Consider the following 25,377-nt stretch of genomic DNA (forward strand, 5'->3'; position numbering starts at 1 on the left):
GTCACTTCGCCTTTCGCAGCCAGCGGCTGATGCGGTTGACGGACAAGACAGTAATGACGATGACCAACGCCGGCGCGTACACGAGCCACGGTGCCGTTACGTAGGTTTTGCCGGAGGCCACCAGCAGACCCCAGTCCGAGGCAGGGGGCGGATCGCCGTAGCCGAGGAAAGCCAGGGACGCGATGATCAGGATGGACGTGCCGAACTGGAGCACGGCCAGGACCAGCACAGAGCGGTAGGCGTTGGGCAGGATGTGTCCCAGCAGGGCGTGGAGGCGGTTGCCGCCTTCGAGGTAGGACGCTTCGACGAATGTGGCGCCGCGGACACGCATCACTTCGGCGCGCATCAGCCTGGCGAAAACCGCGACGGCGGACACACCGGTTGCGATGGCCGCGTTTATGGTCTGGAAACCCAGGGAACTGACGATGACCACAGCCAGGAGGAAGCCCGGAATGGCCAGAAGCACATCGACCAAGCGGCCAAGGATGGAGTCGGTCCAGCCGCCGCGGAATCCTGCTGCGAGGCCGATGATGCTGCCCACTACCAAGCCGATCAGGACGGCCACCAAGGCGCTTGTGACCGAGGATGCCGTGCCGTAAACCACGCGTGCGTACTGGTCCCGGCCAAGGTAGTCGGTCCCGAACCAGTGTGCGGCGCTGGGTGCGGCCAGTTTGCTCGCGGTGTCGCCGGTAACCGGACTGTAGTGCGTGAAGATACCCGGTACCAAGGACCAGAGGATGACGAGGAGAACCACGGCGAAAGACAGGATCACCGTGACCGGGGGAAGTCCGTCCGTCAGCTTCCTCTGGGTGGGCTCTTGTTCATTGAGCTGGGGACTGCTGAGCAGGGCGGTCATGCGCTTACCTTCTCCCGGAGTTTGACGCGCGGATCGAGTACCGGTGACGCGAGGTCCGCAAGGAGGTTGACGGCCACAAACACCACTGCGGAGAGGGAAACGACTGCCTGAAGCACCGGTTGGTCCTCGCCCGTCACAGCTTTCTGCACCACGGTGCCGATGCCGTCCCGTCCAAAGATGGTTTCCGTGATGACCGAACCGCCCAGGAGTTCACCCACGATCAGGGCCACCATGGCTACGGACGGCAGGGCTGACGGCTTCACCAGGTGCTTGGCGAAGAGCCTGGCTTCCGTCAGTCCACGGGAACGGGCTACCACCGCGTACTCCTGCCGGGACTCGTGGTCCAGGCTGGCAATCAACACCTCGGCCAAGGGAGCCGAGACGGGAATTGCCAAGGTGATGGCAGCAAAGAGCGTAGCCACGGGACTGTTCGGGTCGGTGGTGGTGAACGAATGGAGCCGGAATGCGAAAAACTCGATCAGGATGAGGCCGATCACGAAGTTCGGCACGGACAGGAAGAACGACGGGATGGAGCGGACAATCGCGGCCCACTTCCCGGGAAGGTACTGGGCACCGTAGGCGATGGCCACGGCGAAGACGATCGCGATCACCAGGGCACTCGAGGCCAGTGTGAGGGTTGAAGGCAGGGCATCCCCGACAATCTGGGTCACCGGCAGGTTGGACTGCAGCGAAAACCCGAGTTCACCGGTCAGGAAGCGGCCCAATGACAGGAGGAGCTGGACGATCACCGGTTGATCGAGCCCATAGAAGGCCACGATCCGCTGGATGTCTTCCTCGCTGAGGCCGTGCTGCGGGTCGCGGAGCGTGTTGGTGATCGCGTCACCGGGGAGCACGCTGATGACGAGGAACGTCAGGACATAGGCGAGGAGGACAACGATGACCGCCTGGCCCACACGCGTAAGGGCAAAGCGCTTGTAATCGCTGGTCACTGTGAAATCCAGGCGGTGTAGAAGTTGGCGTAGGCCAGGCCGTTGTACTGGACGTCCTTGATCTTCGGGCTGATCAGGTACAGGCGCTGGACCAACTGGTTAAGGGGAACAAAGTAGCCCTGGTCCAGGACGTACTTCTGCAGTTCGTCGGCAACCTTCTCACGGGAGGCCCTGTCCGAAGCGGTGGCGATCGCCGTCGAGAGGTCGTTCAGCTTTTGGTCGCTGGTTCCGACGCTGAACCAGTCTTCGCCCTTGTTCTGGCTGGTCAGGACACCGGCGACCGTTCCGACGTCGACGAAGCTGCGGGAGGTTTGGAACAGCGGCGGCTTGCTGGCCTGGATGGCTGCGTAGCCCGCAACGTCCACTACCTTGAGGTTGACCTTGATGCCTACCTTCTTCAGCTGCTGGGCGATGAGTTCGTCCTCGGCCTTGGTGGAGGGGACGTAGGGGTTGGGCGTGAGCGTGAATTCGAGCGTTTTGCCGTCCTTGGTCCGGTATCCATCGGAGCCCTTGGTCCAGCCGGCGTCGTCGAGCACTTTGTTGGCCTTCTCGGGATCGAACTTGAAGGAGTCGCTGAAGTCGCCGGCTTCGGGGACGTTGCCCTGGATGAAGGTGGTGGCGGCGTTCCAGTCGTCGGTGTAGACGGTCTTGCGGATCTCTTCGCGGTCGATGCCGTGTTGGATGGCCTGGCGGACGGCGAGTTCGTTGGTGGGGAAGGCTGTGGTGTTCACCTGGAAGCCGTCCACGAAGCCGAGGTAGCGGGGTGTGCCGACGGTAAAGCCCTGGGCCTTGAGGGATTCGATCTCCTGCGGCTCAACGTTGAAGGCAACATCTGCCTGGCCCGAAACCACGGTGGAGGTACGGACCGAGGTGTCCTTGATGACCTTGTACGTGATGGTGTCCAAGCGGGCCGGACCCGTGTGACCGAGCGCCGCCGGGCCCCAGTTGTAGTCCTTGCGCTTCTCCAGGACGTAGCTGTCGCCCTGCTTCCAGGACTTGACCACAAACGGACCGCTGCCAATTTCCTGGCTGAGGTCTGCCTGTGCTTCAACCGGCAAGGCCAAGGTCTTCGGCGAGAGCAGGATGCAGCCGTGGTAGGCCAGCGTGGCAATGAAGCCGAGGGCCGGAGAGGAGAAACTGACCTTGACCGTTTTGGGATCGGTGGCTTCGGCGGAGGCGAAGTTGGTGGAAGGGAACAGGCCAACCTTGCTGATGCCGCGCGCAGAGTCGCCCTTGGCCCAGGCGTTCAGGTTGGCAACCACGGCTGCGGCATCCAACGGGGTTCCGTCCGAGAAGGTTACGCCTTCCTTCAGGTGGAGGACAAAGTCCTTGGCCCCGTTGAGCTCCTCCCACTTCTCGGCAACCCAGGGGCTGAGCTCGCCCTTTTCATTGACGTAGACCAGCTTGTCCGTGATCTGGCCCCAGAGGTTTCCCTCATAGCTGGAGATTGCGGTCTTGCTGGGGACCCAGCCGGTGTCGTAGCCCTGGATCAGGAAGGTGATGTTCCCGCCTTCCACCGGGGTGCCACCGTTCGCGCCGGTGCTGGCAGTTGGCCCGCCGCAGGCGGTGATCAAGGCCGACGTGGACAGGGCGCCGAGGCCCGCAAGGAAGGCGCGCCTGCGGAATTCAGGGGTTGCGAAGGTGTTCATGGATTCTCCTGGGATGCGTTGGGTGTGGCCGGTGGGGTGGCCGGGTTTTACTGATTGGCTAGATGGCCTTGCCGGGGTTCAGCAGCTGCTGGGGGTCGATCGCTGCTTTGATGGCGTGCTGGAGCTCGCGGCTGCGCTGGGAAAGTTCCAGTGCGGCCCACTCCTTCTTGATGGAGCCCACGCCGTGTTCACCGGTGACCGTTCCGCCGAGCGAGAGCGCAACTTTCACGAGTTCAGTGGCTGCTTCCTGCAGGGCTGCAGGTGGGTTGGGGCCGTCGTCGGGCGTCTTGTCCAAGGTGATGAGCGGATGAAGGTTCCCGTCGCCGGCGTGCGACACAGCGGAAATATCGACGCCGAAGCGGGCTTCGAGCGCGGGGAAAGCGGCGTAGACCTTGCCGAGTTGGGATTTCGGGACGGCGATGTCCTCGCCGATGTACCACTTGTCCTGCGGTAGGCCTCGGCCGCTGCGGCGCAGTTCCCAAAGCCGCACGCCGTCGTCGTCGGCTTCCACGGTCACCCGACCGCCGGCAGCAGTGAGCGCCGTCGCCAGTGCGGCAGCTTGGTCGCCGATGCCGAAGCCGTCCAGTTCGATCAGGATCAGCGCACCGCCGCGCTCACGGAGCGCAGTACCGGAGTGGGCGTCGATGTTGTGCAGGCTCGGGGTGTCGAAAAATTCGATGGCCGCCGGGCGTACGGGCGAGAGCGTGATGGCTGCAAGGCCCTCCGTTCCCTGGGCCGTGGTGTCGAAGAAAGCGCTGACGGTTTTCCGGGCGACGGGGATGGGGCGGAGCCTCACTGTAGCGCTCACGACGATGCCGAGGATGCCCTCGGAACCGACAAACAGCGAGGTGAGGTCCAGGCCCGTGACGCCCTTTATGGAACGGTGCCCTACGGTGATGAGGCTTCCGTCGGCGAGTACGACGTCGAGGGACAGGATGGATTCGCGAGTCACCCCGTACTTGGCGCACCGCAGCCCACCGGCGTTGGTGGCGATATTCCCGCCGATTGAGGAAATGTCAAAACTCGCAGGATCCGGCGCGTAGAAAAGGCCGTAGGGCTCGAGGTATTTGTTGAGTTCGGCATTGATGACGCCAGGTTCAACAACGGCGACTTCGTCCAGCGGTGAAACTTCGATAATCCGATTGAGCTTTTCCGTGGAAATGACCACCTGATTTACCCTGGCAGTCGCCCCGCCCGACAGGCCGCTGCCGGCCCCGCGGGGGACCACCGTAACGCCGAGTTCCGCGGCGAGCCTTACTGCCTCTTGGACTTCGGCCGCTGACGCAGGAAGAACGACGGCGGGCCCTTCTGTTTGGGCTGCCGGCACAGTTTTGGCGGTGGCGGCGTCGTGGCTGTAGCGGATGGTCTGCGTGCCGGGTTCGATGACCTCGATGCTCTTCGGCAGCTGCCCAAGGTAGGCGTGGATGGTTGATGCTTCGGTCTGCTGAGTTGTCATGCCGGGGTGCTTTCTGTCCGGGTGCATGACAAGACAGAAGTCCCTGCAACGAAGCACCCAAAGGCTTTGATGGATATCCCGGTCCATAAAATGACTGGGTCATCAAAAATTACCGGTCCTCGGAATTCGGATGCCAGTTTCGTGAAACTTCAATCAATAGTTCTCAATGGGACGACGTGGGGATTCCAATTCCGTTAAACGGCGTCGCTAAAGGACGAAATGTTTCCTCGCGGGAACACGTAAAACGTCATGTGACAGTTGGGCGTGCCGCTAGGAGGTCAGTCGCGTGCGGAACCCGTGAGCCGGCGTCGTGAGTTGCTGAGGTGGAGGCGCATCGCTGCCGCGGCAGCCACGGGATCGCGCTCCGCGATTGCCGCATAGATGGAGGAGTGCTCGTGGATCACGTGGTCGAAGCGGTCGCGGCTTTCCTGGTCGTCCCCCGCGACGAGGCGCGGGCGGGGCATGGCGATCATGGTTTGGCCGAGAGCGGTAATGCAGTCCGTATAAAAGGGATTGCCGGAGGCGGCGGCGACGGCGCGGTGGAATTCGAAATCCGCCTTCATGGCGTGCGCCGGGTGGGCGACGTTCGCGGTGAACTGCTCCAAGGCGCCGTGGACTGCTTTCAGTTGCAGCTCGTTGTGGTTCTTGGCCGCAAGGGCCGCCGCCTCGGTTTCGACGCCGATCCGGAAGTCCAGCATCTGAAGCCGTTCTTCCATGCTGGAAACCGGCCGTGTTCCCGGCGCTTGTGTCGGGCCTTCCGCGGGGGGAGTCAGCGCGAAGCTGCCCCGTCCGCGTTCGGTTTCCACAAGGCCCTCGGCTTGCAGCCGGGTCAGGGCGGAGCGGACCACGGTCCTGCTCACCCCGAACTCGCTGATGAGGGTGTTTTCGCTGGGGAGCTTTTCACCTGGCTGGATGACGCCGTCGACGATGCGGTTGCGGAGGTCGGCGGCGAGATCCGCGGTGAGGTTTCGGCTCATGGGTTCCAGATTACGCGCCGAACTCCACGGATTCGGTGGTCCACGCACGGGCCTGATCGCTCAAGGTGACGCCAAGTCCGGGACGGTCCGGGACGATCATGCGGCCATTCTTGGTCTCCAACCGTTCCTCAAAGAGCGGGTCCAACCAGTCGAAGTGCTCCACCCAAGGTTCACGTGGATAGGCAGCCGCCAGGTGAAGGTGGATTTCCATGGCGAAATGCGGCGCCAGGCCAAGGCCTCTCTCATCCGCCAGGGCAGCGAGGCGCAGGAACTGGGTGATGCCGCCGACGCGCGGGGCATCAGGCTGGATGATGTCGCAGCTGTTGGCGTTGATGAGGCCTTTGTGTTCGGCGACGGAGGCCAGCATCTCGCCCGTGGCGATGGGGGTGTCCAGGATCTGCGCGAGGTGTGCGTGACCTTCGAAGTCGTAGGCATCCAGTGGTTCTTCGATCCAGATGAGGTTGAACTCTTCCAACTGGCGGCCCATGCGCAGGGCGGTGGCACGGTCCCACTGCTGGTTGGCGTCCACCATAAGCGGCACGTCCCAGCCGATGTGCTCCCGGATCCCGGCCACGCGGCGAAGGTCTTCCTTGGAATCGGGCAGGCCAACCTTGATTTTGATCCCGCCGATGCCCTCCTCGAGGGACTGCGTGGCACGTGCTTTGACCTCCTCCAAGGTGGCGTTGAGGAAGCCGCCGGAGGTGTTGTAGGTCTGGACGGAGTCGCGGTAAGAGCCCAGGAGTTTGGCCAAGGGGAGGCCTGCGCGTTTGGCTTTGAGGTCGTAGAGGGCGATGTCGACGGCGGCCAACGCCTGTGTTGCCACGCCTGACCTTCCGACGGAAGCGCCGGCCCAGAGGAGCTTGGTGTAGATCTTGCCGATGTCGTTGGGGTCCTCGCCGATGATGCCCTCCGCGACCTCCTTGGCGTGGGCATACTGGGCGGGTCCGCCGGCGCGCTTGGAGTAGCTGAAACCCAAGCCGCTGTGGCCCTGTTCGGTGGTGATCTCGGCGAACAGGAAAACGACCTCGGTCATCGGCTTCTGGCGCCCGGTGAAAACTTTGGCGTCGCTGATGGGTACGGCGAGGGGCAATCTCGCGGTGGACAGTTTGACGTGCCGGATGAGGTCGACGGTGCTCACGGGGTCTCCTAAATTGTTTTACTTAGGATACAAGTTGAGTACTTGTTCTACAAGAGATGATGTTTCCGGAGGAGCCCGCCGGTATGGCCATTGGCCTGCCGGCGGGCTGATCGTTCAGCCGCGTTCCACAGGGAGCCACAGTTCGCAGCTCGCTGTGCTGAAGTCCTCCGCGCGGTCGAGGACTGCCACAATCGCTGGTCCTGGACGGAGCCGCCACGGATTGGAGGGGAACCAATCGGTGGCAGTGGAGGCCCACGTGGACTGAAGAACCTCCGGGTAAGCCCCTTCGGCATGGAACACCGCCCAGATGCCCGCGGGAACCTCGATCGCGTCGAGCTCCTGGGGCGCGGGTGTCGATTCGGTGACGGCGACTCCATGAAGGTAGGTCAGCTCGCTGCCCTCCTTATAGTCCGGGTCTACGTCGGCGCTCACCTGGAGCAGGCCACCGGGGTCGGTGTTGCTCAATTCCTTGAGCCGGGCGTGCTCTGCTATTGGCAGTGAGGCGATGTGTGCCTGGATGTGCGGGTTTGGGCCGTTGTGTATAAGCGGTACACGTGCCGAACGACCGATGAGTTTGAATGCCGGCCGTTCTGCGATGCGAGTGTCCATTGTGGTGTTCCCTTCTACGGTCAGGCGGAACCTGAGCTGCGGTTGTGTGCGAAGGGGGCCGCCGTTCCGGCGCACGTCGCTCGGACCGACGCCGTGTACTGACCGGAATGCCCGGCTAAAAGCCTCCGTTGAGCCGTAGCCATACCGCACAGCGATAGCCAGCAGGTCGCCCGTCCCGAGAACGTCCGTTGCAGCCACCGTCATTCGGCGCCTGCGGACGTACTCGGAGAGCGGCATGCCCGCCAGCGATGAGAACATTCGGCGGAGGTGGTACTCTGTCATGCCGAGCCTGACCGCCAAGTCATCAATATTGATCTCCTCGGTGAGGTGACCATCGATAAAATCGACGAGTTGGTTTAGCGCTGAGATCACGGTTCTCCCTTCACCTACAAGCCTGCTCGTCCGGTTCACCCCGAACCCTACTATCGCGGTCCGATTCGATCACCGCTCGCAGAGCACCCGTCCTCAACTAGCTTCCAACGCGTCCCTCTCCGTTCCTCACGCCACCAGGCGCCGCCGGTACATCCGTCGTCACCACCGGCTTGGGCGCACGCTTCCCGTCCTGCTGCGCCGCCGTCCCGGCCACCACCACCAGCGCAACCCCAACAAGCTGCATCAGCGTGGGCGACTGCGCCAGCACCAGCAGGCCGATCAGCACGCCAAAAGCAGGCTCAATGGACAGCAGTGTGCCAAAAGCCGTGTGGGTCATGCGCCGCAAGGCCAGCATTTCCAAACCAAAAGCGATCACTGGAGTAATCAGCGCGATCCCCGCGGCCATCGGCAGAACCCACCACTCAAGCGAGCCACCCAGTACCTGCGGCAACCCAAAGGGCAGGGTGGCCAACGCGGCAACCGGAATGGTGAGCGACAACCCGCTGATGCCCGAGAATCGATCACCCACATGCTGCGTCAGCACGTTGTACAGGCCCCAGCAAACACCGGCCGCCAAGGCGAATCCCACTCCGGCCAGGTCGATCGCGCCATGCCAGGGTTCCGTCAGCAGAACCACGCCGATGAAGGCCAGCAGCGGCCACACCAGCGCCTTTCGGCGGTGACTCATGATGCCGGCCACCGTGAGGGGTCCCAGGAATTCGATCGCGACGGCGGTTCCCAGCGGAATACGCTCGACGGCGGCAAGGAAGAACGTGGTCATGAAACCCGTGACCACTCCTAGGGCTATCAACGCGGGGAGATCCCTACGGCGCAAAGACCGGATTGCCGGCCGGCTGACCATCCACAGGAAAACGACTCCAAAGCACATGCGCATCCATGCTGTACCTGCCGGTCCGATCTGACCGATCACGCTCACCGACAGGGCGTTGGATAGTTGAACCGCCATCATGGCGGCAACAGCCATGGACCAAGGCGGAAGTCCACCAATTGCTCCGGACAGGCGGTTACGCATTGGGAGCCTCCGTTCGGTGTCCCGCTCCGACCCCGGGTTCGAAGACCGCCAGCGTGAAGCGGGACGGGGATATGCCGGGGTTGGCATATGAGTGCGGGACATCGCTGCGGAAAGTGAGGGCATCGCCAGCGCTGAGCTCGTAGCTCTCTGCCTCGATCTCTATGGTGAGGGCACCTTCCTGCACTTGCAGCAGCTCGCGCGTTCCTGCGGAGTGTGCCTCACTCCCGTGCAGTTCCCCGGGTGCCAAGGTCCAGTCCCACAGCTCGACGACGTCGGGAGACTCAGTGCCCGCGACCAGCACGCCGCGGCCGCCCGACGGGCCGGTCCAGAGCAGCGCGCCTTCACCTGAACGGGTGATCCTGGCCGCCCGGGGTGCCGGCGGCTCGACAAGCGCGGGCAAGCCTACTCCCAGGGCGTCACTGATCCGAAGGAGGGTTCCGATGCTCGGATTCACGGCGCCTTGCTCTACGTTGACCAGCATCCTGCGGCTCACGCCGGCGAGTTCGGCCAACTTGTCGAGCGTCCAGTCGCGGCCCTTGCGTTCTTGCTTGACGCGCTCTCCAATGGCGCGAGCCAGGCTCTCTGCACTGTCTTCCATGTAGTGCAGCATACTGCACTATCTTGGCAATGAAGTGTCGAGGCGCCTTAATTGATGATTTCTGCCCGCTCATCAGCCCGGATTGCGGCAAGCCGCTCCCGCCACATCTCTAGTGCTTCGGGGGTAAGTCGCGTCCAGTCGGTGACTTCCTCGACGACCCTGAGCGGAAACGTACTGCGGTAGGAGCGCGTGGGATTTCCGGGGAACTTCTTGTCCGTCACGTTGGGGTCGTTCTCGTAGGGACCAGTGGGTTCCACGAGATAGACGTGCGGCTCACCGTCGCCGGACGCCAGTTCGACGGCGAGCTCCGCCGCCAGTCCGGCCCCGTCGCGCAGGGCAGTGAAGTAGATATGGTTCATGACGACGTCGGGCTTGTAGTTCGAGCGATACCCCGGCGAGAGAATGTCGCCCGCCCGGACTTCAGCTTTCGTGCCGTGGTAAAAAGGGCCCTCATCCAGCGCTTCAGTCATGGACCCAGCCTAGGCAACTTACGCCCGCATCGCTCCAAAGCCTGCGATCAACGCTTCAAGTCCCAGGCTGAAGGCTGTATCCGTGGGTCGTTCATGGCCTGCCAGGGACAGCCGGTCCACGGCGGAGGTGAAGTTCGGGACGTCCTCGGCGAGGTCGCCGGCGTCGAAAATGTCCTCGGGAGCGGTGACGTCGTAAGCGGCGCCGAACACGAAGGCTTCCAGTGCCACAATCGCGGAAATGATGCGGTCCTCGGGGAAGCCGGCGTCGCGGAAGCCGGCGGTCACGGCCTCGTACATGGCGAGGGTCTTGGGGGCGTTGGCTACCGGCAGTACGGCGATGATGGGGATCAGGGGAGTGTGCTCGGAGAAGACATCGCGGTAGGACCATGCCCAGCGCCGTACGGCAACGTCCCACGGCTCCACCCCGAATGCCGAGACATCCACCATTGCGGCGAGGTGGTCTTCAAGCAGCACCAGCACGTCGTCCTTGGAGGAGACGTGGTTGTACAGGGCGGACGGGGCAACCCCCAGGGAGCGGGCCAATGCCGCCATGGTGAGTCCGTCGTAACCCTTGCTGCTGATCAAGGTGAGCGCCGCCGTCGTAATGCCGTCCTGGTCCAGGACCGCCGCCGTTGGTCGGCCGGCGCGCCGCCGGGAGGTCGCGGAGGGGGCTGGGGTTGGTGCGGGCATCGGGAGCCTTTCTGCTGCCTGTGTCCCCAGCATTATTCCACCGGCCCTTCCCAGCTGCTCACTCAGCCGCTACTATGGATCTAAATGAATGCCATTCATTTATTGGTCAGCCACCAACGGACGGCCACGGAGAGGACATCATGCAGAATCTTGATCGCGACGTTGTGATCGTCGGTGCCGGACCGTCAGGGTTGACGGCGGCACGCGAATTGAAGAAGGCCGGACTCAGCGTCGCAGTGCTCGAAGCACGCGACCGCGTGGGCGGCCGTACCTGGACCGACACCATCGACGGCGCCATGCTGGAGATCGGCGGCCAGTGGGTTTCCCCCGACCAGACGGCCCTCATGGACCTGCTGGACGAGCTCGGCCTGAAAATGTACTCGCGCTACCGCGATGGCGAATCTGTCTACATCGGCGCAGACGGCAAGGCCACCCGCTACACCGGCGACACGTTCCCGGTCAACGAGACCACCAAGGCCGAAATGGACAAGCTCGTCGCCATCCTGGACGAGCTCGCTGCGGAGATCGGTCCCACCGAACCCTGGGCACACCCCAAGGCCCGCGAGCTGGACACCATCTCCTTCCACCACTGGCTCCGTCAGAACTCGAACGACGAGGAAGCCTGCAACAACATCGGCCTCTTCATCGCCGGCGGCATGCTCACCAAGCCCGCCCACGCCTTCTCGGCCCTGCAGGCGATCCTCATGGCCGCTTCTGCCGGATCCTTCACGCACCTGACGGATGAGGACTTCATCCTGGACAAGCGCGTGATCGGCGGCATGCAGCAGGTTTCGCTCCTGCAGGCAGCCGAGTTGGGTTCCGACGTCGTTCTCAACAGTCCAGTGCGCAGCATCAATTGGGAAGACAACAACGTCACTGTTGTTTCCGACGGCGCCACCGTGAACGCCCGTTACGTGATCATGGCTGTCCCGCCGAACCTGTACTCCCGCGTTTCCTTCAACCCGCCGCTGCCGCGCCGCCAGCACCAGATGCACCAGCACCAGTCCCTGGGCCTGGTCATCAAGGTGCACGCCGTCTACGAGACGCCGTTCTGGCGCGAAGACGGACTGTCCGGCACGGGCTTCAGCGCCGGTGCGCTGGTCCAGGAGGTCTACGACAACACCAACCACGGCGACACCCGCGGCACCCTGGTGGGCTTCGTATCCGATGAAAAGGCCGACGCCGTATTCGAGCTCAGCGCGGAAGACCGCAAGCAGGCCATCCTGGAATCCATCGCCGGCTTCCTGGGTGACAAGGCCCTGACCCCCGAGGTCTACTACGAGTCCGACTGGGGCTCCGAAGAGTGGACCCGCGGCGCGTACGCCTCCAGCTACGACCTCGGCGGCCTGCACCGCTACGGCAAGGACCAGCACGCCAACGTCGGCCCGATCTACTGGTCCTCGTCCGACCTCGCAGCTGAGGGCTACCAGCACGTCGATGGCGCGGTCCGCATGGGCCAGGCCACCGCAGCACGCATCGTCGAAGCCAACAAGCTGGCGTCGGTAGCGGTCTAGCCGCAGAATCAAGCAACCGGCAGTCCGGGGGAAGTGCCGTCCCCGGACTGCCGGCAGCACTGTTTAAGTATCGAAAGGGCAACCATGCGCTACGTCGTCGGCTACACCGCCAATGCCAGGGGGCACGACGCCGTCCACCTCGCCATTGCGCTGGCCCGCGGCCAGGACGCCAGCCTGGACCTGGTCCTGGTGGTCCCGGAGGATTCTCCATACAACGCCGTGTACCCGCCGGAGCCTGGCTACGAGTCCATCCTCAATGAGCAGGCACAGCAGTGGTTGGACGAAGGCCTCGCCCTGGTTCCGGCCGATGTCACCGCCCGCGCGCACATCCGCCGCGGTGACTCGGAAGCCCAGGCCCTCATTGATGCCGCTGTTGAATTCGACGCTGCAGCCTTGGTGATCGGTGCCACCAACAGTGGCTTGTTCAGGCGGTTCACCATCGGCTCCGTGGCCAGTTCGCTGCTCCACTCATCGCCGGTCCCGGTCGCTTTGGCACCCCACGGGTTTGATCGGCTGGAGGGCATCACGCGCCTCAGCTGCGGTTTCGGCACGCGGCCGGGCGCGGATGAACTGCTCGACGTTGCCGCCGAGTCCGCACGGGATCGTCACCTGCCGCTGCGGCTCGTCTCCCTCTTGGCGCTCGACGCCGGCAACTCGCCCGGGCTCGCCGACGCCGCCTGGGTGCATGCTGCGGACCGGCTTGCCGCCGTCGGGGGTTCCGGCTTGGGTGACGCAGGCACCGAGCCCGAAATCGTCGTCGCCCAAGGCCGCACCATCGAGGAAGCCGTGGACCGGCTCGACTGGGAAGACGGCGAAATCCTGCTCATCGGCTCCAGCCGCCTGGCGCAGCACCGCGCCACCTTCCTGGGCACCACCGCGAACCGCATCCTGCGTGCCCTGCCAGTTCCCATGATCGTGGTTCCCCGCGACTACACGCGACAGCGCTCCTAGCCGTCGCCTGAGAGGCAATACCCATGTCAACTGCACCAAAGACGGTCCAGTCGAAAGATTCGGCCCTGAGTGAGAAGGGCCTCAAAGCCGGATCGGTGGGCCTCATCGGCGCCGTCGTGATCGGCGTTTCCTGCATTGCTCCGGCCTACACGCTCACCGCGGCCCTTGGCCCCACGGTGTCCGAAGTGGGCGTCCACCTTCCCGCGATCTTCCTGGTGGGCTTCATTCCGATGCTGCTGGTGGCGCTCGGCTACCGCGAACTCAACAACGCCATGCCCGACGCCGGAACGTCCTTTACGTGGGCGACGCGCGCCTTCGGTCCGTGGATCGGATGGATGGGTGGGTGGGGCCTCATCGCGGCGACGATCATCGTGTTGTCCAATCTCGCGGCGGTCGCCGTGGACTTCTTCTACCTGATGCTCGGGCAAGTGTTCAGCAATCCGTCGCTAGCCGATCTCAGCAAGATCCTGCCCTTGAACATCGCCACCACGCTGGTGTTTATTGCGGTGGCTTGCTGGATTTCCTACCGGGGCATGGAAACAACCAAGGGTGTGCAGTACGTGCTGGTGGCCTTCCAGTTGCTGGTCCTTGGGTGGTTCGCTGTTTCGGCGTTTTCGCATGTTGCCAACGGCACGGCCTTCGATGCCACGGCCATTTCGCCCGACTGGTTCAACCCGTTTGCGGTGGACTCCTTCACGACGTTCACAGCGGGTGTGTCCCTCTCGATCTTCATTTACTGGGGCTGGGACGTCACCCTGACCATGAACGAGGAAACCCGGAATCCCGAAAAAACCCCTGGCCGTGCAGCAACCGTGACCGTGTTGGTGATCGTGATCATCTACATGACCGTTGCGCTGGCAACCTTGTCCTTCGCCGGCGTGGGGGACACGGGCCTGGGTGCGGGCAACCCGGAGAACCAGTCGAGCATCTTCGCCGTACTGGCCGGTCCGGTGATGGGTCCTTTCGCGATTTTGATGTCCCTGGCCATCCTGAGCAGCTCCGCGGCATCCTTGCAGTCGACGTTCGTCTCACCCGCCCGGACGCTGTTGGCGATGGGTCACTACCGCGCCATTTCGCCAAAGTTCGGTCGCATCAGTCCCACGTTCAAGTCCCCGAGCACAGCCACGATTGCCGCAGCCATCGCAGCTGCGGGCTTCTACGTGATCACCCGGACAGTTTCCGAGAATGCCCTCTGGGACACCATCACCGCGCTGGGCATGATGATCTGCTTCTACTACGGCATCACCGCGCTGGCCTGTGTTTGGTACTTCCGGGCTTCGGCGTTCAGCGGTGTCCGCTCCTTCTTCTTCAAGTTCCTGGCACCCCTGCTGGGTGGCGTGATCCTGCTCGTCATGTTCGTCAAGACTGCCGTTGATTCCCTGGATCCGGCCTATGGTTCGGGTTCATCGGTGGGCGGCATTGGCTTGGTGTTCATCCTGGGCATGGGCGTGATCCTGCTGGGCGTGGTGGTGATGCTGGTGATGTACCGGGTGCGGCCCGAGTTCTTCAAAAATTTCTCCCGCTAGCCTTGCCTTGCGAGGCCCGCTATGCGCGCTAAGTCTCCATTTTGAGGCGCAGAGCAGGCCTCACAATGTAGCTGTCGGGACGCCCGCTGCCCGCTCCGCTTCGGTTAACGCTTGGGCGAGGCGTTCGACGGCAGCCCGGTAGTCGGTCCCGGCGGTCACCTTGCAGTACTCGGCCTCCCGCATGGCCCTCGTCAGCGCAGCCGTTTCCTGGGTCCGCACGTCAGTCATGGCCGGAAAATCGATGGTCTGCGCCGGATCCAGTTCGTAACGCCGCCATTGGGCCAGGATGCGTTGGTGCCGCGCGGCGTCGTCGGCATAACCAGCACGACGCCGGGGCTCGGCAGCGTGCACGCGCTCGACTTTCCGGATGGCACCCAAGGTCCCGGCCGCCGTCGTTCCTGCCAGGATGAGCAACACCAATCCAGCGGGTGGCCACTGCACTGTGGGAACCAAAATGGCGGGTGCAATCACCGTTAATCCGGCGAAGAGATCCCAGAAGACCGTGTCCGGCTCAGGCCCGCGGCCGTGGGTGAGTTTTCTGCGCAAGACGTATGTTGTTGCCGCGGTTGCGAGAACCAAGGCAACGCCCCACAGGAGCATCATGGCGGGCATCGGACCACCTCCAGGCGAATTCGCTGCTTTGAAACCAGTATGCGCCGGGGGATGCGTGGAGGCGAGGATGGTTTGTGTCCCCGGCAAATCAGGTAGTGAACTCTCGGTAGACTCGATGTCAGCAGGCAAGAGTCTGCTGCATCGTTAAAAACAAAAGACCCGAGTGCAATCGGGTCTTTGTTCAGCGCGATGCGCTCTTTGGTGCGATTTCAAGGACATACCCTTGACTCTCACACTTCAAGAGTATGCCCCTTCGCGGACGGCGTGCAAGCACGCCAACCGCGGTCGCACCCCATCCAAGGGAGGGGGTGCACCATGTCTCGACGGCGGCAACGTCCCGAGCCCTGGGGCTGCCTGAACCTGCTGGTCAATCTGACGCGCTTTGCGTGGGAGATCGTCCGCACGTTCTGGCGAATCGAACCCTAACGGGTTGGCGGCGGCCGCGGATGCATGACCGCGGCCGCCGTCCCGTGGAGGCGAGGGGTCTTCCTGTCGCACCCGGGGCGTAGCCTTGGGCCATGAGACTGAAAATGTGCAGCATCCACGTCAAGGACCCGGCAATAGCCCACGCGTTCTATACGGAAACGTTGGGCTTCGAGACCTTGATGGCGATGCCTGAGTACAACCTCTTCATCATTAAGGATCCCGGCGCCGGTGAGAACGCCACCGGGCTGCTCCTGGAGCCCAGCGACAACCCCATCGGCGCGAATTACATGAACGCCGTTTATCAGGCTGGGATGCCCGCGGTGGTCCTCGGCGTTCCCGACGTCCAGGCCGAATACGAGCGCTTGCTGGCTGCGGGCGTGAAGTTCAAGGGCGAGCCGGCGGAGGATCCGTCGGGCATCAGCGCAGTTTTCGACGACGGTTGCGGCAACTACGTCCAACTGCACCAGGACTAGTTAAACAGCTATGGCCGGGACACAGGTCCCGGCCATACATGATCAAACCTTAGGCGCGGTCGCGCTTGGTTCCCCTGGGAGCTTCACGTTTGGCCGCGGCGTTCTCCCGGGCTTCCTTCGTCGCGGCCTTTTTGTGGGCCTCTTCCTTCACGCGCTGGGCCTCGGAGCGGACAGCAGCGTGGGTGGCGCGTTCGGTGACCAGCCACTGCGGGGGAGTCTGAAGCAGTTCGGTGATTTCCGCCGTCGTGAGTGCTTCCTGTACGCCGCCGCGGGCCAAACCGCTGATGGAGATGTTGAGTTTCTGCGCCACGACCGGGCGCGGGTGCGGGCCGTTACGGCGCAATTCGGCCAGCCATTCCGGCGGGTTGGCCTGGAGTTCGTTGAATTCCTCGCGGGAGATGGACGAATCCTGGAACTCCTGGGGTGTCGCGGGCAGATAGATGCCGAGTTTCTTGGCGACCGTTGCCGGCTTCATGGACTGGGAGTTCGAGGACGTCATGCTTCAAGGGTATCTGGCCGGTACTGTGAGTGTGTGCCAGATGCTGAAGAATCCACGGAAACTCCCGAGTCCCAACCCGCGCTTTGCTTTGCGTACGTCGCCGGCGTGACTCCTGGAAAGTGGATCCGCCGCTGGGAAGAGCGGATGCCGGATGTTCCTCTGCACTCCTTTATGTCCGACGACGACTCGCAGCTTTCGGTGTTGCGCGACGGTTCCGCGGACCTCAGTTTTGTTCGGTTGCCCGTGGACCGGGACGGCCTGAACGTCATCCCTTTGTATGAAGAGCAACCCGTAGTGGTGGCGCCCAAAGGCCACGAGATTTCCGTTTTCGAGGAAGTGGCGCTGGAGGACCTGGCCGAGGAGAACTTCCTTGACGTTGGGGAAATGGGTGGCCCGGCCATGGCCCTCCAAGTGGTTGCTTCCGGCGCCGGTCTGGTGATCATGCCCATGTCCGTCGCTCGGCATCTGAACGCCAAAGACACAGTGATGCGGCGTCTCACCGGTGCTCCCGGAACGCAGATCGGTCTGGCATGGCTTGTTGGGACGGACAGCCCGGTGGTCGAGGAATTCATTGGAATTGTGCGTGGCCGGACCGCGCAGAGTTCCCGCCAACCGTCCGCCAAGCAGGAGAAGCCCAAGAAGGCGCCAAAGCCGGATCGCCGGGGCTCATCGGGTGCGAAAAAGCCCGCAGTTGCCCAGCGCTACGCACCGAACCCGGACAAAGGACGCGGCCGCGGTTCGCGGAAAAAGGGCAAGCGCTGACTATTCGCCGTGGATTGCGGCCTGCTGCTGCTCTGAACGGTTGAGATAGGCAAGGAGCAGGTCGCCCGCGCGTTCCAGTTCGCCGGCCTCCAGCGCTGCGCAGATCTGCTCATTTTCCGCGAGCCAGTCGCTGTAGAAGTGTGCGTTGACGGTGGCTTTGTGGAAGTAAAGCCTCATCTCAGCCAGGATCTGGGCCATGATCGTGTTCAGGCGGTTGCTCTCCGCCAAAGCCACGATTGCCCCGTGGAAATGCTGGTTCGCGCTGCCCAGTCCTTCGTTGTCGTCAGCCGCTGCGGCGCGTTTTCCCTCGTCGACGGCGGCCCTGACGGCGGCTATGCGCTCCGGCGAACCTCCCGCACGGATGGAGCTGACCTCGATGGCGCGACGGACGGTGTAGACATCGTGGATGTCACCTGCCTCGAGGGTGGCTACGAACACACCTTTGTTCGGCTGGCGGAGCAGGAGGCGTTCGGCGGCGAGCTCGGCAAAGGCTTCCCTGACGGTGTTCCGGGAAACGCCAAGATCCTCGGCGATGGTGGCCTCGGTGAGTTTGGCGCCGGGTACAAGGAAGCCCTCTGCCAATTGGTAACGGAGTTCCTCGGCTACGCGTTCGGCCACTGAAGGAACCCTGAGCCGCATGCGTGCGCGGGCACCGTCCAGGCCGGGATGTTCGTTTGATTCCTGATCTGCTCCGGCCATAACCACAAAATTACACGATCGCCGAAAATATGGATCGCCGGATTGTTGAACAATCCAGCGATTTGGTGCATGCTGGATGTAACGCGCATCACGAGGCAGGGATCACACCATGGCAACAATCGACCTGAATAGCGACGTCGGAGAGTCATTCGGACGCTGGACACTTGGCGACGATGCTGCCATGTTCCAATCCGTCTCCAGTGCCAACGTGGCTTGTGGATTCCACGCCGGTGACCCCAGCGTTATCCGCAGCACGTGCGCGAAGGCGGTCCAGGCCGGCGTCGTTATTGGTGCCCACGTCGGGTACCGCGATCTCGCGGGATTCGGCCGTCGCTTCATGGATATGGACCCCGTGGAGTTGGCCGACGACGTGGTGTACCAAATCGGTGCGCTGCAGGCTCTGGCAGCTCTTTCCGGCGCCCGGGTGCAGTACGTGAAACCCCACGGCGGCCTGTACAACGCTATCGTCAAGCACACGGCCCAGGCACGAGCTGTGGTTGATGCCGTGAAATCGGTGGACGCCAACCTTCCGATCCTCGGCCTGCCCGGCTCTGAAGTCCTGCGTCTGGCAGAGGAAGCGGGCCTTCGCGGCATTTCCGAAGCGTTCGCTGACCGCGCCTATACCCCGGAAGGAACGCTCGTCCCGCGCTCCCAGCCCGGCGCCGTCCTGCACGATCCCGCCGAAGTGGCCGAACATGTCCTGCGGATGGCCACCGAACAATCCGTCAAGGCAATCGACGGTTCCATCCTCAAAATCAACGCAGAGAGCATCTGCGTGCACGGTGACTCACCCGGCGCAGTTGCAATGGCTGCCGCAGTGAAGTCCGCATTGGGCGATGCCGGTGTAACCATCGGCTCGTTCCTCTAACCCACTCCCACTTGGACTCCGCACCACACCTCATCCCCCCGGAGGGCATCATGACCAGCACCAACAACGCAGCGAAGGCAGTGACGAGGAAGCCACCGCCCGGCGCACTCAAGGCCTACATCGCCAGCCTCACCGGCACGTCGCTGGAATACTACGACTTTGCGATCTATTCGGTAGCTTCGGCTCTGGTATTCCCCAAGATCTTCTTCCCGGGCAATGACGAATTCGTTGCTCTGCTGCTTTCCTTCTCGGCATTCGCGGTCGGCTACCTGGCCCGCCCGATTGGTGGCATCATCTTCGGCCGCCTCGGCGACAAGATCGGCCGCAAATACGTCCTCGTCTTCACCTTGGTGCTGATCGGCGTGGCAACAGTGCTGATTGGTGCGTTGCCGGATTACTCAGTGATTGGCGTCGCGGCACCCACCATCCTGGTGCTTTTGCGGCTCGCCCAAGGTATCGGTGTCGGCGGTGAATGGGGCGGCGCAGTTCTGCTGTCCAGCGAATTCGGCGACCCCAACAAGCGCGGCTTCTGGTCATCCGCCGCCCAGATCGGTCCGCCCGCGGGCAACCTCATGGCCAACGGTGTGCTTGCCGTGCTGGCCGCATCGCTCAGCAACGAAGCCTTCCTCTCCTGGGGTTGGCGCGTAGCGTTCCTTGCCTCCGCCCTCCTCGTGGTCTTCGGCCTGCTCATCCGCCTCAAGCTTGAGGAAACGCCCGTCTTCAAGGCCATTCAGGCCCAGGGCGATCGTCCCAAGGCGCCCATCAAGGAAGTCTTCACCCAGCAGCCCAAGGCTCTGGTCGCTGCAGCCCTCTCCCGTGTTTGCCCCGACATCCTCTACGCGCTGTTCACGGTATTCGTGGCCGTTTACGCCACCAAGGAACTGGGGATGACCACCGGAAACGTCCTGTCCGCGATCCTGATCGGTTCAGCTTTCCAACTGGTATTGATTCCAGCTGCCGGCGCGTTGACCGACCGGTTCAACCGTCGCTGGGTCTACGGCATCGCCGCAGCAGCTACAGCTGCCTACATCCCGCTGTTCTTCCTGATGATCCAGGGCAAGTCGGTTCTCATGCTCACCATCGGCACCGTGATTGGCCTGGCCCTGCATGCCTTCATGTACGGACCCCAGGCAGCTTTCATCACTGAGCAGTTCCCGGCCAGGCTCCGTTACGCCGGCAGTTCGCTGGCTTACACCTTGGCAGGCGTGATCGGTGGAGCAGTGGCACCCATCATCTTCACCGCGCTCTATGGTGCAGCCAACCACGGCTGGTACCTGATTGCCCTCTACCTCCTGGCTGCAGCCATCGTCACCATTGTCGGCATGCTCATGGGTCGCGATCCCCAGCCGGAAGAAGAAGAGCGTTTGCTGCAGACCGCCAACACCCAGCCAGCGGCTTAGTCAAAGATGGAAACCGCAATGCACACCACCACTGCAAAAAAGGTCCGCTCCGTCAGGCCAGTTGGTACACGGGCTGTCTTGGCCGAGCTGGATGGCCTGCAGGACGTGCTTGCTTTGCAGGACATGCTGTACAAATCCCCGTTGCCGGGGCAGGTGGACGTCCTGGCCGCGGCGGAAACGGTCATGGTGGTCGGCGAGTCGGCGTCCGCAACCCGCGCCATCGGTGCACGGCTCCTGCAGCTGGAGCTCAACGCTCCGGAAGTCACTGATTCCGGCTTGGTGGTCATTGACACCGTGTACGACGGCGAGGACCTCGCCGACGTCGCGGAACTGACCGGACTGAGCATCGATGGTGTGGTTGCGGCGCACACAGGACAGATCTGGACGGTGGCCTTCGCTGGCTTCGCGCCTGGCTTCGGGTACATGGTGGGCGAAAACGAGGTCCTTACGGTTCCGCGCCGCTCATCCCCACGGACGGCGGTTCCCGCGGGATCCGTGGCCCTCGGCGGTCAATACTCCGCCGTCTACCCCCGACGTTCGCCCGGTGGATGGCAGTTGATAGGCAGGACAGGGGCCCACATGTGGGACCTGGACCGTCCCCAGCCGGCGCTTGTTCGGCCCGGAGACCGCGTGCAGTACCGGGCCGTCCGCGAGATCGTGACGACCGCGACCCACGACTCCGCGGCCGACTCGGAACACCACACCGGTCCTGGTCTTCGGATTCTCAACCCCGGTGCTCAGAGCCTTATCCAGGACCTGGGCCGGCGCGGCTACGGCCCCCTCGGTGTTTCCGCTGCGGGCGCCTTGGACAGGGCTTCGCTGCGCAGGGCCAACCGCCTGGTGGGCAACGCCCCGTCAGCCGCGGCCATTGAGTCCGTCAACGGCGGGCTGACGGTGGAAGCTGTCGGAGACCAAGTTCTTGCCGTGACCGGTGCGCCGACAACGCTGACCGTTCAGTCGCCGTCGTGGGTTGAATCCGACGACGACGGCGACGTCCAGCCGGGTGCCCTACGGACCGTCCCGGTGGCCGCACCTTTCGCGCTGCTCGACGGCGAAGTCCTTACTGTGGGCGCTCCCGAAGCGGGGTTCCGGAACTATCTGGCAATACGCGGCGGAGTGGATGTGCCCGAGGTTCTTGGAAGCCGATCGGCGGATACGATGTCCGGCATCGGTCCGGCGCCGTTGGTTGTCGGCCAGGAACTCCCTGCCGGGCACTCAACCGAGTCAACCGCCGTCGGCAACCCTGAGCTGCAACCGGACTTTCCCGGTGACGGCGTTACCGTTCTCGACGTCGTTCCGGGCCCGCGCGCCGACTGGTTCGACCAAACTGCCCTCGAGTCCCTGACGGGCCAGGACTGGCTGGTCACCCCGCAGTCGAACCGGGTGGGGATGCGCTTGGACGGCACTCCGCTCAAGCGCACCCGCGAGGGCGAGTTGCCCAGCGAAGGAACCATGGCCGGCGCCCTCCAGATCCCGCCCGCGGGACTGCCCGTGCTTTTCCTGGCCGACCATCCCATCACAGGTGGTTATCCAGTGATCGGCGTGGTTCGCGACGAACACCTGGACCTGGCGGCGCAAGTGCCCATCGGCGGCCGGATCCGTTTCCGGCTCGTCTCCGACACCCCAGACTTCAGCAAGAACCCAGAGAAGTGAGTATTTTGATGCGCAAGGTCCTGATCGCGAACCGCGGCGAAATCGCTGTCCGCGTCGCCCGAGCCTGTGACGACGCCGGTATCGCCTCCGTCGCCGTCTACGCCGACATTGATGCCGATGCCATGCACGTCGGCGCCGCAGCTGAAGCGTACAGCCTGGGCGGAAACAGCCCCGCTGACACGTACCTGAATATCGAAAAGCTGCTCTCCGTGGCTGCCCGTTCCGGCGCGGACGCCGTCCACCCCGGTTACGGATTCCTCTCCGAGAATGCAGATTTCGCCCAGGCAGTGCTCGACGCCGGACTTGAGTGGATCGGTCCCTCGCCGGAGTCGATCCGCCAGTTGGGCAACAAGATCACCGCCCGGGAAATCGCGGTGCGTGCCGGGGCGCCCCTGGTTGCCGGCAGCGACGGGCCCGTGTCCTCTGCCGCAGAAGCACGCGCTTTCGCCGAGGAGCACGGACTCCCGATCGCCATCAAGGCAGCCTTCGGCGGAGGCGGCCGCGGACTGAAAGTGGTCCGTGAACTGGCAGAAGTCGAAGAAGCCTTTGACTCCGCAGTCCGTGAAGCCGTAGTTGCCTTCGGTCGAGGCGAGTGCTTCGTGGAGCAGTATCTCGACCGCCCGCGGCATGTTGAGGCCCAGATCGTCGCTGACAAGCACGGCAACGTCATTGTGGTGGGAACCCGCGACTGCTCGCTTCAGCGCCGGCACCAGAAGCTCGTTGAGGAAGCTCCGGCACCCTTCCTCAGCGACGAGCAGCGCCAGCGGATCTACGACGGAGCCAAGGCAATCATTCGTGAGGCCGGCTATTACGGCGCAGGGACTGTGGAGTTCCTTGTGTCCGCTGACGGAGCCGTGGCTTTCCTGGAGGTCAACACGCGCCTTCAGGTGGAGCACCCGATCACCGAGGAGACCGCGGGGATCGACCTTGTGCAGGAACAGTTCCGCGTTGCTGCCGGGTTGCCACTGAGCATCACCGAGGACCCCGTTGCGCAGGGGCACTCCTTTGAGTTCCGGATCAATGCTGAGGATGTCGGCCGTGGGTTCCTGCCCTCGCCGGGCACGGTTTCCGGCTTCGAGGTGCCCACGGGGCCCGGGATCCGCGTGGACACCGGAGTGCGCTCGGGTTCGACAGTTCCGCCGCAATTCGATTCCTTGTTGGCCAAACTGATCGTCTCAGGGGCTGACCGGCAGCAGGCCCTTCGTCGGGCACGCCGTGCCTTGAAGGAATTCAACATCTCTGGCCTGGCCACGGTTTTGCCGTTCCACCGCGCAGTTCTCGAGGCTGACGATTTCACCTCCGTGGTCGGGCTGCGCGTGCACACCCGGTGGATCGAGACCGACTTCGCGGACCAGATCCCCGTCGACCCCGACTACAGCGCGGTGGCCCCCGACGGCGAACGACGCACCATCACCGTGGATGTCGACGGCAAGCGGCTTGCTGTGGGTCTTCCTGCGGATCTGCTGGACGGCTGGGCCCGCTCGGGGCAAGGTCTTCCGACCGTCGCCGGGTTGACCGATACGCCGGGTTCTGTCACCGGTGATGCGCCTGCCGAATCAGCCCTTGTCTCCAGCATGTCCGGCACCGTGGTGAAGTGGCTCGTGGAACCTGGTGCCGCCGTGGCTGCCGGGGACCCCTTGGTTGTCCTGGAGGCCATGAAGATGGAAACCCAGGTCCCGGCACACCGCACCGGCACGCTCTCGGAAGTACTTTCCGCGCCCGGGGGAGTTGTCACGGCCGGCGCAGTGCTGGCCCACATCGAGTAGCCCGTTGCCGGCCCGCTGTTGCGTCGTTGGCCAACAACGCAACAGCGGCCACGCCACGAGCTACGACGCGACAGTCACACCCAACACGCTGTCCAGCAGCCCGTTGCGGAACTTGCCCGTGGGGTCGTTGGCCTGAGCCAGGGCCCGGAAGTCCTCAAACCGTGGGTATAGTGCGGAAAAGTCGTACTGCTCCGGCGTGAACAGCTTGCCCCAGTGCGGGCGTGAACCAAACGGCTGCAATGCTTCCTCCAGCTCGGGAAGGATGGCTTCTACCTCCGCCTGCATCGGCTTCCAGGTGAAGTGCAGGGCCACGCTTTGCTGCTTGTAGAACGGGCTCAACCAGAACTCATCGGCGGCAATCGTGCGGATCTCCGAGATAAACAGCAGCGGTGCCAGCTTGTGCGCGAGGTCACGAACGGCGGACAAAGCTGCCGGCGCCTGGTCCAGTGGCAGCAGGAATTCGCTTTGGAGTTCTTCCCCGTTACTGGGAGTGAATTCGTGACGGAAGTGCGGCAGGCGATCCAACCATTTGCCGGCGACGTCCAATTGCTCGGTGCAGTTCTCGGCTGACATATCCGGCAAAGGATGCATGGCCGCAGTGGCCGGGGTGGCACCGAAAAGGTCAGGCAAGGCGGCCTCGGTATCAAGTGCTTTGAGCCAGACCTGGGGGATGGTGTCGCCCGTATAGTTCGTGAAGAAACTGACGCTGTAGGCACTGGACGCGATGGCCTGGAAGTTCGCCAGAGCGCCGTTCCACGAGAGATTGGTGAGCACGCGCTGCCGGACCTCGTAGCTCGGACGGACCGCGAGCTCCAGCCCAGTGACGATGCCCAGGGCTCCCACGCCAACCACGCTGGCGAGGAATTCGTCGTCGTCGGCCGTGAGGGTGACCAGGTCACCTGAGGCGCGCACCAGGTCGATACCCACGACGGCGGCCGCCAGGGAGGGGTTGTTGACCCCACTGCCGTGGGTGCCTGTTTGGATGGCACCCACCACGGAGATGTGCGGAAGGGACGCGAGGTTGTGGATGGCGTAACCCTGCTCCTCCAATGCCCGGCCCAGGGCCCCGTAACTAATGCTGCCGTTGACCTTGACGGTGCCTTTATCCCTGTTAAGGACAACTTCCTGGGGGAGTGCATCCAAGAGAAGGTGGGTGCCCGGGGTGTCGGCAACAGTGTTGAAGGAGTGCCGGGAGCCGAGGGCTTTGATATGAGTCGCCTTGGCCACGAGCTCCCGCAGCTCTTCCACTGAGGTGGGCCGCTGCACTTCTGCGGACGAATACTCGAGGTTTCCTGCCCAGTTCTTCATTGAAAGATTCTTCCCTTTTGATCCATGCCGACATCTTTAATTGTTCACGTTCTTAACTAATTGCGTCAAGGGCAGTCCGGTCCGGGAATGTAGAGTTCAAGGACCGCCGTCTGTCAGGAGCC

The 25,377-nt window shown here is 63.5% G+C and carries 24 protein-coding genes; 9 read left to right on the plus strand and 15 right to left on the minus strand.

Annotated elements, in window-relative coordinates; all coding sequences use genetic code 11:
* Position 1: 1 nt before the first annotated feature.
* From PQ627_RS04615 to PQ627_RS04665, 11 genes are all read right to left on the minus strand, one after another.
* Positions 2-856 (minus strand): ABC transporter permease, encoded by an 855-nt coding sequence (locus tag PQ627_RS04615; RefSeq protein ID WP_274258811.1) that lies wholly within the window; start codon positions 854-856, stop codon positions 2-4.
* The gene (locus tag PQ627_RS04620) at positions 853-1,806 is read right to left on the minus strand and encodes an ABC transporter permease (protein ID WP_274258813.1); all 954 of its coding nucleotides are present in this window, start codon (positions 1,804-1,806) and stop codon (positions 853-855) included. The genes PQ627_RS04615 and PQ627_RS04620 overlap by 4 nt, the downstream gene beginning before the upstream one ends.
* The gene (locus PQ627_RS04625; RefSeq protein ID WP_274258815.1) at positions 1,803-3,455 is read right to left on the minus strand and encodes an ABC transporter substrate-binding protein; all 1,653 of its coding nucleotides are present in this window, start codon (positions 3,453-3,455) and stop codon (positions 1,803-1,805) included. Before PQ627_RS04625 ends, PQ627_RS04620 begins: the two co-directional genes overlap by 4 nt.
* 58 nt (positions 3,456-3,513) lie before the next feature.
* On the minus strand, positions 3,514-4,911 hold the full coding sequence (locus PQ627_RS04630; RefSeq protein WP_274258817.1) for an FAD-binding oxidoreductase: 1,398 nt from the start codon (positions 4,909-4,911) through the stop codon (positions 3,514-3,516).
* A gap of 278 nt (positions 4,912-5,189) precedes the next feature.
* Positions 5,190-5,888: a FadR/GntR family transcriptional regulator gene (locus PQ627_RS04635; RefSeq protein WP_274258818.1), complete on the minus strand. Its 699-nt coding sequence runs from the start codon at positions 5,886-5,888 to the stop codon at positions 5,190-5,192.
* A 10-nt stretch (positions 5,889-5,898) separates the two neighbouring features.
* Positions 5,899-7,026: an L-talarate/galactarate dehydratase gene (locus PQ627_RS04640; RefSeq protein WP_274258820.1), complete on the minus strand. Its 1,128-nt coding sequence runs from the start codon at positions 7,024-7,026 to the stop codon at positions 5,899-5,901.
* Positions 7,027-7,140: 114 nt separating this feature from the next.
* Positions 7,141-8,007: an AraC family transcriptional regulator gene (locus PQ627_RS04645; protein WP_144660167.1), complete on the minus strand. Its 867-nt coding sequence runs from the start codon at positions 8,005-8,007 to the stop codon at positions 7,141-7,143.
* Between the two features lie 97 nt (positions 8,008-8,104).
* A complete protein-coding gene (locus PQ627_RS04650; protein WP_260842384.1) occupies positions 8,105-9,040 on the minus strand; it encodes an EamA family transporter in 936 nt (311 codons plus the stop codon).
* On the minus strand, positions 9,033-9,638 hold the full coding sequence (locus PQ627_RS04655) for a helix-turn-helix domain-containing protein (RefSeq protein WP_274258825.1): 606 nt from the start codon (positions 9,636-9,638) through the stop codon (positions 9,033-9,035). The genes PQ627_RS04650 and PQ627_RS04655 overlap by 8 nt, the downstream gene beginning before the upstream one ends.
* 47 nt (positions 9,639-9,685) lie before the next feature.
* On the minus strand, positions 9,686-10,108 hold the full coding sequence (gene arr, locus PQ627_RS04660) for an NAD(+)--rifampin ADP-ribosyltransferase (RefSeq protein WP_144660162.1): 423 nt from the start codon (positions 10,106-10,108) through the stop codon (positions 9,686-9,688).
* Between the two features lie 18 nt (positions 10,109-10,126).
* Complete coding sequence (locus PQ627_RS04665) at positions 10,127-10,831, minus strand: TetR/AcrR family transcriptional regulator (RefSeq protein ID WP_274258828.1); 705 nt, start codon at positions 10,829-10,831, stop codon at positions 10,127-10,129.
* A gap of 107 nt (positions 10,832-10,938) precedes the next feature.
* Between PQ627_RS04665 and PQ627_RS04670 the strand changes: the two genes are divergently transcribed.
* The 3 genes from PQ627_RS04670 (at position 10,939) to PQ627_RS04680 (ending at position 14,789) form a co-directional block, all read left to right on the plus strand.
* Entirely contained in the window at positions 10,939-12,312 is a 1,374-nt protein-coding gene (locus PQ627_RS04670; protein WP_274258830.1) for a flavin monoamine oxidase family protein, read from the plus strand.
* Positions 12,313-12,396: 84 nt separating this feature from the next.
* Positions 12,397-13,263 carry a universal stress protein gene (locus PQ627_RS04675; protein WP_274258831.1) on the plus strand — a complete coding sequence of 289 codons (867 nt, stop codon included), beginning with the start codon at positions 12,397-12,399 and terminating at the stop codon, positions 13,261-13,263.
* A 23-nt stretch (positions 13,264-13,286) separates the two neighbouring features.
* Positions 13,287-14,789, plus strand: a complete 1,503-nt coding sequence (locus tag PQ627_RS04680; protein WP_274258833.1) for an APC family permease — start codon at positions 13,287-13,289, stop codon at positions 14,787-14,789.
* A 60-nt stretch (positions 14,790-14,849) separates the two neighbouring features.
* On the opposite strand, the gene PQ627_RS04685 is transcribed toward PQ627_RS04680, so the two are convergent.
* Positions 14,850-15,401, minus strand: coding sequence for a hypothetical protein (locus tag PQ627_RS04685; protein ID WP_274258835.1), 552 nt, complete (start codon positions 15,399-15,401; stop codon positions 14,850-14,852).
* 518 nt (positions 15,402-15,919) lie between these two features.
* Here PQ627_RS04685 and PQ627_RS04690 point away from each other — a divergent pair.
* Positions 15,920-16,300 (plus strand): VOC family protein, encoded by a 381-nt coding sequence (locus tag PQ627_RS04690; RefSeq protein ID WP_274258837.1) that lies wholly within the window; start codon positions 15,920-15,922, stop codon positions 16,298-16,300.
* A gap of 49 nt (positions 16,301-16,349) precedes the next feature.
* Here the strand turns inward: PQ627_RS04690 and PQ627_RS04695 are convergent, their stop codons facing one another.
* Entirely contained in the window at positions 16,350-16,799 is a 450-nt protein-coding gene (locus PQ627_RS04695; protein WP_274258839.1) for a DUF5997 family protein, read from the minus strand.
* A gap of 33 nt (positions 16,800-16,832) precedes the next feature.
* Between PQ627_RS04695 and PQ627_RS04700 the strand changes: the two genes are divergently transcribed.
* Positions 16,833-17,561: a LysR family transcriptional regulator substrate-binding protein gene (locus tag PQ627_RS04700; protein ID WP_274258841.1), complete on the plus strand. Its 729-nt coding sequence runs from the start codon at positions 16,833-16,835 to the stop codon at positions 17,559-17,561.
* On the opposite strand, the gene PQ627_RS04705 is transcribed toward PQ627_RS04700, so the two are convergent.
* Positions 17,562-18,260, minus strand: coding sequence for a GntR family transcriptional regulator (locus PQ627_RS04705; RefSeq protein ID WP_274258843.1), 699 nt, complete (start codon positions 18,258-18,260; stop codon positions 17,562-17,564).
* A gap of 109 nt (positions 18,261-18,369) precedes the next feature.
* On the opposite strand from PQ627_RS04705, the gene PQ627_RS04710 reads away from it, so the two are divergent.
* From PQ627_RS04710 to PQ627_RS04725, 4 genes are read left to right on the plus strand one after another with little or no spacing between them, the layout of a single operon-like run.
* Positions 18,370-19,128 (plus strand): LamB/YcsF family protein, encoded by a 759-nt coding sequence (locus tag PQ627_RS04710; protein ID WP_274258845.1) that lies wholly within the window; start codon positions 18,370-18,372, stop codon positions 19,126-19,128.
* Positions 19,129-19,178: 50 nt separating this feature from the next.
* Positions 19,179-20,528: an MFS transporter gene (locus tag PQ627_RS04715; protein WP_274258846.1), complete on the plus strand. Its 1,350-nt coding sequence runs from the start codon at positions 19,179-19,181 to the stop codon at positions 20,526-20,528.
* A gap of 6 nt (positions 20,529-20,534) precedes the next feature.
* Entirely contained in the window at positions 20,535-22,181 is a 1,647-nt protein-coding gene (locus PQ627_RS04720; RefSeq protein WP_274258848.1) for a 5-oxoprolinase/urea amidolyase family protein, read from the plus strand.
* Positions 22,182-22,189: 8 nt separating this feature from the next.
* The gene (locus PQ627_RS04725) at positions 22,190-23,947 is read left to right on the plus strand and encodes an acetyl/propionyl/methylcrotonyl-CoA carboxylase subunit alpha (protein WP_274259002.1); all 1,758 of its coding nucleotides are present in this window, start codon (positions 22,190-22,192) and stop codon (positions 23,945-23,947) included.
* Between the two features lie 60 nt (positions 23,948-24,007).
* On the opposite strand, the gene PQ627_RS04730 is transcribed toward PQ627_RS04725, so the two are convergent.
* Complete coding sequence (locus PQ627_RS04730) at positions 24,008-25,255, minus strand: D-arabinono-1,4-lactone oxidase (protein ID WP_274258850.1); 1,248 nt, start codon at positions 25,253-25,255, stop codon at positions 24,008-24,010.
* Positions 25,256-25,377 lie beyond the last annotated feature (122 nt).

It is taken from the genome of Paenarthrobacter sp. AB444, assembly GCF_028736865.1.
Taxonomy (GTDB): Bacteria; Actinomycetota; Actinomycetes; order Actinomycetales; family Micrococcaceae; genus Arthrobacter; species Arthrobacter nicotinovorans_B.

Bases quoted from the DNA above. Each gene is read 5' to 3' on its own strand.
- PQ627_RS04690 (WP_274258837.1), top strand. From the start codon at position 15,920: ATGAGACTGAAAATGTGCAGCATCCACGTCAAGGACCCGGCAATAGCC.
- PQ627_RS04625 (WP_274258815.1), bottom strand. From the start codon at position 3,455: ATGAACACCTTCGCAACCCCTGAATTCCGCAGGCGCGCCTTCCTTGCG.
- PQ627_RS04720 (WP_274258848.1), top strand. From the start codon at position 20,535: ATGGAAACCGCAATGCACACCACCACTGCAAAAAAGGTCCGCTCCGTC.
- PQ627_RS04615 (WP_274258811.1), bottom strand. From the start codon at position 856: ATGACCGCCCTGCTCAGCAGTCCCCAGCTCAATGAACAAGAGCCCACC.
- PQ627_RS04725 (WP_274259002.1), top strand. From the start codon at position 22,190: ATGCGCAAGGTCCTGATCGCGAACCGCGGCGAAATCGCTGTCCGCGTC.
- PQ627_RS04655 (WP_274258825.1), bottom strand. From the start codon at position 9,638: ATGGAAGACAGTGCAGAGAGCCTGGCTCGCGCCATTGGAGAGCGCGTC.
- PQ627_RS04665 (WP_274258828.1), bottom strand. From the start codon at position 10,831: ATGCTGGGGACACAGGCAGCAGAAAGGCTCCCGATGCCCGCACCAACC.
- PQ627_RS04635 (WP_274258818.1), bottom strand. From the start codon at position 5,888: ATGAGCCGAAACCTCACCGCGGATCTCGCCGCCGACCTCCGCAACCGC.
- PQ627_RS04705 (WP_274258843.1), bottom strand. From the start codon at position 18,260: ATGGCCGGAGCAGATCAGGAATCAAACGAACATCCCGGCCTGGACGGT.
- PQ627_RS04675 (WP_274258831.1), top strand. From the start codon at position 12,397: ATGCGCTACGTCGTCGGCTACACCGCCAATGCCAGGGGGCACGACGCC.
- PQ627_RS04630 (WP_274258817.1), bottom strand. From the start codon at position 4,911: ATGACAACTCAGCAGACCGAAGCATCAACCATCCACGCCTACCTTGGG.
- PQ627_RS04695 (WP_274258839.1), bottom strand. From the start codon at position 16,799: ATGACGTCCTCGAACTCCCAGTCCATGAAGCCGGCAACGGTCGCCAAG.
- PQ627_RS04730 (WP_274258850.1), bottom strand. From the start codon at position 25,255: ATGAAGAACTGGGCAGGAAACCTCGAGTATTCGTCCGCAGAAGTGCAG.
- arr (WP_144660162.1), bottom strand. From the start codon at position 10,108: ATGACTGAAGCGCTGGATGAGGGCCCTTTTTACCACGGCACGAAAGCT.
- PQ627_RS04680 (WP_274258833.1), top strand. From the start codon at position 13,287: ATGTCAACTGCACCAAAGACGGTCCAGTCGAAAGATTCGGCCCTGAGT.
- PQ627_RS04715 (WP_274258846.1), top strand. From the start codon at position 19,179: ATGACCAGCACCAACAACGCAGCGAAGGCAGTGACGAGGAAGCCACCG.
- PQ627_RS04670 (WP_274258830.1), top strand. From the start codon at position 10,939: ATGCAGAATCTTGATCGCGACGTTGTGATCGTCGGTGCCGGACCGTCA.
- PQ627_RS04710 (WP_274258845.1), top strand. From the start codon at position 18,370: ATGGCAACAATCGACCTGAATAGCGACGTCGGAGAGTCATTCGGACGC.
- PQ627_RS04650 (WP_260842384.1), bottom strand. From the start codon at position 9,040: ATGCGTAACCGCCTGTCCGGAGCAATTGGTGGACTTCCGCCTTGGTCC.
- PQ627_RS04685 (WP_274258835.1), bottom strand. From the start codon at position 15,401: ATGCCCGCCATGATGCTCCTGTGGGGCGTTGCCTTGGTTCTCGCAACC.